This is a genomic window from Anaerovirgula multivorans (assembly GCF_900188145.1).
Classification (GTDB): Bacteria; Bacillota; Clostridia; order Peptostreptococcales; family Natronincolaceae; genus Anaerovirgula; species Anaerovirgula multivorans.
Window position 1 is genome coordinate 1 of the sequence record NZ_FZOJ01000067.1, and the last position, 8,572, is coordinate 8,572.

Annotated in this window: 7 protein-coding genes; 3 read left to right on the forward strand and 4 right to left on the reverse strand. The window is 32.9% G+C overall.

The features are described 5' to 3' along the window. Positions 1–129 precede the first annotated feature (129 nt). The 4 genes from CHB72_RS25080 to CHB72_RS25095 all read right to left on the reverse strand — a co-directional run bounded on the left by CHB72_RS25080 (position 130) and on the right by CHB72_RS25095 (position 4,373). Entirely contained in the window at positions 130–1,071 is a 942-nt protein-coding gene (locus tag CHB72_RS25080) for a vanadium-dependent haloperoxidase (protein WP_089285600.1), read from the reverse strand. A gap of 98 nt (positions 1,072–1,169) precedes the next feature. After that, entirely contained in the window at positions 1,170–1,709 is a 540-nt protein-coding gene (locus CHB72_RS25085) for a nitroreductase family protein (protein WP_089285601.1), read from the reverse strand. Positions 1,710–1,851: 142 nt separating this feature from the next. Beyond that, the gene (locus tag CHB72_RS25090) at positions 1,852–2,244 is read right to left on the reverse strand and encodes an ACT domain-containing protein (protein ID WP_089285602.1); all 393 of its coding nucleotides are present in this window, start codon (positions 2,242–2,244) and stop codon (positions 1,852–1,854) included. A 470-nt stretch (positions 2,245–2,714) separates the two neighbouring features. Continuing rightward, the gene (locus CHB72_RS25095) at positions 2,715–4,373 is read right to left on the reverse strand and encodes a sigma-54 interaction domain-containing protein (RefSeq protein ID WP_089285603.1); all 1,659 of its coding nucleotides are present in this window, start codon (positions 4,371–4,373) and stop codon (positions 2,715–2,717) included. A gap of 379 nt (positions 4,374–4,752) precedes the next feature. Between CHB72_RS25095 and CHB72_RS25100 the strand changes: the two genes are divergently transcribed. The 3 genes from CHB72_RS25100 (at position 4,753) to CHB72_RS25110 (ending at position 8,390) form a co-directional block, all read left to right on the forward strand. Next, positions 4,753–6,309: a BCCT family transporter gene (locus tag CHB72_RS25100; RefSeq protein WP_089285604.1), complete on the forward strand. Its 1,557-nt coding sequence runs from the start codon at positions 4,753–4,755 to the stop codon at positions 6,307–6,309. A gap of 246 nt (positions 6,310–6,555) precedes the next feature. Next, positions 6,556–6,702 carry a 4Fe-4S binding protein gene (locus CHB72_RS28435; protein ID WP_176431621.1) on the forward strand — a complete coding sequence of 49 codons (147 nt, stop codon included), beginning with the start codon at positions 6,556–6,558 and terminating at the stop codon, positions 6,700–6,702. A gap of 143 nt (positions 6,703–6,845) precedes the next feature. Continuing rightward, positions 6,846–8,390: an HAL/PAL/TAL family ammonia-lyase gene (locus CHB72_RS25110; RefSeq protein WP_176431622.1), complete on the forward strand. Its 1,545-nt coding sequence runs from the start codon at positions 6,846–6,848 to the stop codon at positions 8,388–8,390. Positions 8,391–8,572: the final 182 nt, after the last annotated feature.

Genomic DNA, 8,572 nt, shown 5'->3' on the forward strand with positions numbered 1-8,572 from the left:
TATAAGCAGATAACCAAAATCTTTGATTTTGTGTTAGTCGCTTAGTTTGTTTATCTAGAAGAAGCGGGAGTCTTAGCAATACACCGAAGGATAAAGTTTCTTTACAGTCTACAAATAATAAACATTTACTTAGCACTCTGGTAAAAGCGGCAAATTACATGACCTAACTCTAGAAGGATATGGAATAACCTGATTATATGGTGGCGGATTTAAGTTAGCATGTAAATCTTGTGTTACTGGTATATCAATAGGTTTTCTATTTCTATCCAGCTGGCTCCTTAAAATATCTGTTATGAGCCTTCCAATCTGTCGTCCAAGCCGCAATCCTTCACTTAAGTCCGATGGAAAATGCACTCCTCCATATAGGCGTGAAATAGAATTCTCTTCGGCTAATTCTTTTAGGTGTTCAGCTTCTGGAGGAAAAAAGTAGCTTAAGATCACCTCAGCTGTTCCTGATATAACAGAATGCCCTGATGGATAAGCAGGAAATTTTGGAGTGCAAATTGCTGTAAGCAGTTTTTGATCCAGCTGATTTGGACGTGGAACTTGCCAAAGATACTTATAATACCAAGCGATTACAAATGCATCGCTAATTCCTGCCTGAACTGCCGCGAGTACACGGGCTGCTTGAACTGGACTGAAGTCATAGGTATCCAGCAGTCGATCTATAATGGGGGTCCATTGTTTTGTAGCTGGACCGTCTCCCCAATATTCTGCAATTTTCCTTTGTTGACATGTACTATTATTTAGTGCATGTTTAACAACCGATAGTTCTTTACAGAAGTCTATCTTGTCTGGATGCTGTATAGTAAATCTAATGTTTTTTCCATCTAGTGTAGTAATTTTTCCATTCCTACTCCTTTTCATAAAATACAGAGGCCATGAACCAGCAGTTGGATCAATTCCCCTAGGTAATTGTGACTCTCCTGCGTAAGGCAATTGGAACCATTTTTTTTCAACCTTTTTAGGTTTTTTTCTTTTGTTGTACTTATTTATTTTTATGTTCTGTATGTTTTTGTTATGGAATCTTACATATTCTATTGCTGCACTTGAACATACTATTCTCTTCATAATTATCCCCCATTACTACGTAATCTTGATTATTACAGTATATGAAGGAAAAACTACCTATGTTACCTAAAAGAGAAAACAAATTTGTATCACTTACCCTACCAATTTTCATAATGGACTATTTCGTCAAGTTTTTTTCGTGGGCGAGCTTGAGGGCTTTTCTTTCCATAGCCAAGAGTAAGGATAGCAACTACATATTTATCAGAAGGTATATTTAGAACTGGTCTAATATCTTCTTGGGTAAACCATGCAACCCAGCAAGTACTCAAACCTAAACTTTCTGCTTCAAGTACTATATGTTCAATAGCAATAGATGTATCTCGAATAATTTGCTTTAATTCCTGATGGGGACTATTTTCACCAAGAAATAATTCTACATCTTCTTTTATTCTAGAACGTATATCTGCAACACATACAATGAAAATTGGAGCTGCCAACATCCATTTTTGATTATGGGACAATTCAGCGAGTTTTTCTTTAGTTCCTTGTGATTTTACAATAATAAAATGCCAAGGCTGTGTATTGTGCCCAGATGGCGCTAGTCTTGCACTTTCCATCAGTTCCGTGATTTTTTCTTCTTCTATTGGTTTATCAACATACTTCCTTACACTTCTGCGCATATTAATTTGATTCATCATAAATATAATTTCCTCCTATTTCATTTCTCTAAATTTTGTAATATCTCTTCTATTCTTTACTGTCTTGTTCATTTCCTTCAATAAATATAAAGTCTAACACCTCTATAAAATGACAATTTTCACATGAAACATACAAAGTTTTTTAATCCTTTAAAATTTCATAGGCTTCATTAACCAATGCACTTATAGCTTTATCTATCTCTTTGTCCTTAACAAGAATATAGTCTGTGTCATAAGTAGAAATAGCAAATATACTTATTTCCTTTTGCGCCAATATATCACTTATTGAAGCAAGGATTCCAATCAAGGAAAAATCTAATGGTCCTTCAACTTTTAGAACCCTCCAATCCTTTTCACATTTTATATCATTAGGGATACTATCTTGAGGGCATACAATGGATAACTCATCTGAAGTTTTGGTTATGGAATAAAAGTCGCTATTTCTCCCCCATTCAGGAATGGGGTCAGTTTTCTCCAACCTGCAAACTCCATATTTTTCTTTTAATAATTTCATTGTTAGTTTCTTTTCTACCATTTTCTGTTTCCTCCTTGTGATTTGAAGTACTGAAAAACCTTCCGATTTGAATGGTCTTAATTTTGCCCCTGTAACATTTACCTTATATTGCAAATATAGCAATATTTTATTTTTATGTCAAATTAACCTTATATATCACATTAAATGATGACAGTCTTTTCTAAATTTTTATGTAATAATTACAAAAACTACCCTCGCTTTGTGTTACGGTTCTCCATATCACTTTAATTATAGCCTTCTTTAGGTTTAGCATCTTCCACTTTTCATCAATATCCATTATGCAACAGCCCGATTATCTTCATACCAGCACAGAATACAAAATGGGTATTTTTAGATTATTCTTATACTGTTTGTTGATAAAAGAAGAATGGTATATTTACTTTTTATTGAAAGTCAATTCTATTGCTTTAAGTCAAAAAAATGCCGTTCCTTATAATAAGGTGAGTCGTTGTAAACTTTGCCTTATTGACTCATTTTCTTTTAAGTTCAATATGTTCCGTTAGATTATGTTTATTTAATCTATATTGTAAACCTTGTCTATGTAATCCTAACTCCTTAGCAGTCTTTGTAATATTATAATTATTTTTTTTAAGGGAATTTAGTATTACGTGCTTTTCATACTTGTTCATAATATTATTAAGGCTAGTATCCTCTATTGACAGTGATTCATATCTATCAGTTTTAAGAATAGCATTATATTTAATGATACTTTGAGGAATATCTCTTGTTGTGATATAAGAATCTTCACACACACTTATTGCATATTCTACAGTATGTAAAAGTTCTCTAGCGTTTCCTGGCCAGTCATAAGACTTTAATATTCCTATTACAGAATTACTTGTCTTAAAAGTGCTGCCATATGATATCTTTTTAATAAAAAAGTCATATAAAAGGCATATATCATCTTTTCTTTTTCTTAATGGTGGTATGGGAATTGTGATTGTATTTATTCTATAGTACAAATCCGATCTAATCTTTCCAGATTTAAGTAAGAACTCAGGGGATTCATTGGTTGAAGAAATGACTCTTACATCACATGGAATTTCTTTCGTGCCACCTACTTTCATATACTTTTTTTCTTGAAGGACTCTTAGGAGTTTTGATTGCACATTGAGATTCATAGAGTTTATTTCATCTAAAAACAAAGTTCCTTTATTAGCTTTTTCCAAGATTCCTGATTTATTAGTGCTGCCTGTGAAGCTGCCTTTCTCTGTACCAAAGAGAATACCTTCAACTAAACCTTCGGGTATTGCAGCACAATTTACAGCTATAAATTCATTATCTCTTCTATTGCTGGCACTATGAATGCTTTGTGCAAAAAGCTCTTTTCCTGTTCCAGTCTCTCCATATATTAAAACAGACGAATCAGTTTTTGCAATACGTTTTGCCAAGTTTATAGATTTTACAAATTCTTCATCTTCTCCAATTAAATCATCAAAGATATAATATAGCTTATTATTAAACAACTTCTGTGTGAGAGTTCCCCCCTCGTTTACAAAATTATTTAACGAAGTAAGATCTTTACAAGAATCTTGCAAATACTTGTTAAACCTTACTATACTGAGACCTGCTACTAAGATATCATCTATGAATATAGGGTATCCTGAATTAATACTTGATATAGTTTGATTTGAATAGTTATTTACAAAAGTATCATATACATTTAGCAATGGTTTTCTATTTCTTAAAGCCCTAAGTATACAGCTAGTCTCAGACGTCAATGGATATATATCTGTAATATGTTTCCCGGTAGTCAATCGTCTATTTAAAAACTCTTCTTTTTCAGCAGCTATATTAGTAAACTTAATATAGCCACTTCTATCTGTAATATGGATTCCTATATTTAATAAATCAAGAATTTTTTTATAGAAGGTATTTTGATATATAGCATTAGAAATAAGAATAATAAAGCCATCATTATTATGGTTATCAATTATCAGATATTTTACTGGCAGATTATTAAATATAGTATTACCTTCCTTTGATTCAATATCAATATCTATAAAGCTTAATATATGTTTTCCAATAAATTTAACATTGACATCGTTTTCTGCTTCAAGATGTGGTTGTGACATATTGACTATTCTAAAAGCGCTATCTAAAATGATGATAATATTATACAATTCCATGAAAAACCTCCTCTATTCTATTCATCTATTGTCACCTTATTTCACCCTGTATAAGTGACCAGCACAAAATCATAAGTTTTCATTATCTACTTATGATTATTTGCTTTTAATCATATGTTATTTTGATCATAAGTGCAATATTTCATTTCACCTATTTTACTATTTTGAGTTAAATATAGTAAAATAGCGGGATAAGATTATGCATTAAAAATATGCATGCAATAATATTTTGCTATAGTATTAAATAAATCATTGGATTTTGATCTTTATTCATGCTAAAGTAAAGTAATTTTCAGTAAATACATATCTTTTGTTTTGGCATGAAAATTGCTACTAAGTAGAATAATCAGACAATACAAAATATAAGGAGGTTCTTTAAATGAACAAGTTTAGAATTAACATTATTTCAGTTCCAATTATTATCTTCGCTGTAATAATAGTTTCTAGTATCATTAATGCCGATGCTACTGCACTATTTGTTATGAATATATATCTTTTCATAGCAAAATATTTTGGAGCTTTTATTCAAGTTGTTTGTTTGATTTTTCTACTTGGAGTTATGTACTTTGCTTTTTCTAAGACAGGTAACATCAAATTTGGTGGTAAAGATGCAAAACCAGAGCTTTCTACTTGGGCTTACTGGACAATTGCACTTTGCGCTGGTATTGGTACAGGTATTATGTTTTGGGGACCTATTGAACCAATCTATTTCGCTTACAATGTACCTCAAGGGATTAATGCGGCACCGGGAAGTGCAGAAGCCATTCAGTTTGCTATGAACAAATCATTTATGCACTGGGCATTTACTCCGTATGCGCTTTATACTCTTTGTGGACTATCAATTGCTTATGCTGTACACAATATGAAAATGCCAAATACTGTGAGTAGTGGTATGACACTCCTTTATGGAGAAAAATTTCTTAAAAGTAAGTGGAAGGATGTAGTTGACATCATTGCTCTTACGGCTATATGTTCTGGTCTTGCAGGTGCTTTGGGTAATGGACTTATTCAACTTGGTTCAGGAATTGAGATGATTTCTGGTATTCCTTCTGGTCCATTCCTATGGATTGCTATTGCTGCTACTATAACCATCATTTACACGCTTTCAAGCATTTCTGGACTTCATAAGGGTATTAAGTTTCTTTCTGATAAAAATGCGTGGATTTTTATCGCTTTCTTGCTTATTGTTATCGTTGCAGGCCCAACTAAATATATTATAGATCTTACAGCCCAGAGCTTTACTCATTATATTAATGACTTTTTCGAGGCATCTGTCTTTTTATCACCTGGGAATACTGATCTTTGGCCAGAATGGTGGGATACTTTCTATCTAGCAGATTGGCTCTCATTTTCTCCACTAATCGGTTTATTTCTCGCTCGAATCAGTTATGGGCGTACAGTAAGGGAATTTATTTTAATTAACTTGATTGCTCCAGCTTTATTTGCTGTATTATGGTTTGGTACATTCGGTGGATTTGTATTGAATCTACAGTCGTCAGGTTTATTTGATATGGTGGAATACATTAACACATCAGGTTTTGATGGTGTAATGCTTAAACTTGCAGAGTTTTTACCTTTAGGCACTATAATCCAGCCGATTATTATACTTACGGTTATGCTATCATACGTGACAATGGCAGATTCTATGACATCGTCTATATCTCTTATGTCACTTAAAGATTCTAAAGTAAAAGAAGCTCCTATCACGATTAAGGTATTTTGGGGTACGCTTATGGGTACATTAGCGGTTATATTTGTTACAGCAGGTGGTATTGATGGAGTTAAGACACTTCTTGCAATTGCTGGCTTACCTGTTCTTATAGTAATGATGATGCTTTTCGCAGGAATTGTTAAACGGCTTGTTGTTGATAAAAACTACTCAATTGATGAAGTAGTTTCTTCTAAAGAAATTGGTTTAAAGGAAGAACAGTATTAACTTTGCTAAATATTGTTCCATTCCTTAGGAGGGAAAATTTCAAGGCTTTAATTTAAATCCCGAAAAATTTCTTAGAAGCTGTTATAAAAGAGGAGTAATCAATAAAGAAGAATTAAATGGACAAATAATGTATAAGTCAGCTGACGTATACACTAGACTTGCATATTTTGCTCAATATGAAGTAGCTTTGTGGAAGAGCATACCTGAGGAAGACAGGGTAAAGACAGATAAAATGTATAAATTGTGGTGTGTGCAAAAATCTGCAATTTTAATGCTTTTAAGAAAGATAGCAAAGCTATTTCTTTTGATAAATCAAAGTGTTGGGGTTGTACTATTTGTAAAGACCATTGCCCTGTAAATGCTATTACATTAAGCAAAATAGAAGATTCTTAAGAAGAAAATGTTAACTACTATTGATCGTATCATTATATTTTTGATTGTATTAGGAACTATGGGGATAGGTTATTATTTCTCAAAAGCAATAAAAGATATGAATATAATGTCAAAGCAACTTTTTAATCATAGGGGGAAATCCAATGTTAAATCCAGCAGATATTGAAAAAGTTATACTCGGAGGCAAACTTACCATAGAAGAAGTAGTTGCAATTGCAAGGTATAATAAGAAAGTCGAATTCTCTAAAGAGTACATCAATAGAGTCGTAGAGTGTAGGAAATTAGTTGACAAGTTTTCTGATGAAGAAAGAGTAGTTTATGGAATAACTACAGGATTAGGAGATAACTGTAGAAAGTTCATTAGTAAAGAAGATAGAGAAATTGTACAAAGAAATAATTTGCTCTCTCACGCAACTTCTTTAGGGGAACCACTTAATATAGAATGTGTCCGAGCTATAATGGTTGCTATGATACAACAATTAGGAAGTGGTTATACAGGTATTAGACTAGAAACTGTTAATAAAATACGAGAATTATTAAACGTAGGTGTTACACCTTTTGCCCCTAGACATGGATCCGTTGGATATATTGGTGTTGAGGGGCATATTGCCCTCGTAATTATAGGAGAAGGCAAAGCTTATTATAAAGGCGAGCTTCTTAGTGGAGCAGCAGCTCTTAAAAAAGCAAATATTGAGCCTATTATTATCGGTAGTAAAGAAGGACTATCCCTAGTATCAGGTACATCTTCCGTAACTGGGCTTACTTCTCTATCAATATATGATGCTATTGTTATTGGCAAAACCAATGATATAGCTGGTGCTATGTCACTTGAAGTATTGAAAGGAACGTTAACGGCAATGGATGAAAGACTTATGAATGTAAGGCCTCATCAAAACCAAAGTGCTACCGCATATAATATTAGAACCATATTAAAGGATAGTGAGATAATCCAAAAATATAAAAATTACAGAGTGCAAGATGCACTATCTCTAAGATGTATACCTCAGTTACACGGAGCAGCTAAAAAAACAATAGCTGATGCCAAAATAACAATAGATATTGAACTAAATTCTTCTGTTGATAACCCCCATCTCTTTAATACAAGTGATGGAGATGGGGTTGCCATAATGGGATGTAATGCAGATGCTACTTATGTAGGTATGGCTGCAGACACTATATGTATATCAATGTGCAATATGGCTAAAATGTCAGAACGTAGGTTAGATAGAATGGTGAATAGATATGTAAGCGAATTGCCAGCATTTTTAAATTCAAATCCTGGTTTAAACAATGGTTTAATGATACCTCAATATGCAGCAGCTGGTATTATTGGCGAGATAAGACTGCTGACCCATCCAGCCACTGTTGATAATGTTTCTACTTGTGCATTACAAGAAGATTATGTATCAATGGGATATAATGCAGCTCTAAAAGCCTATAAATGTATGGAACTTGCAAGATATGTAACGGCAATAGAAATAATGAACGCAGTACAAGCACAAGATTTTTACAAGGAATTAAAACCTGCTACAGCAACAAAATCAGTACATGATCTAGTAAGAGAAGAAGTTTCATTTTTAGGAAATGATAGAAACATGCATCCAGATATAGAGTATATTGCAAATTTGATTAAAGAAGGTAGCATAATATCTATAGTTGAAAATACTGTAGGCAATCTTCAATTTTAAAAATAAGGAATTGTCTTAAAGATCTTTTCTTATAGCTACTGAATATAAATATCCCAGCAGTTTTCTCCCCATAATCATTACCTTTAATTACCTAGATTTTGTACAAACAAGACCATAGTATTTTCCAAGGGTTACCATGGCAACATTACCAAAAAACAACTAAAGGTGAGAATACCCCGCCC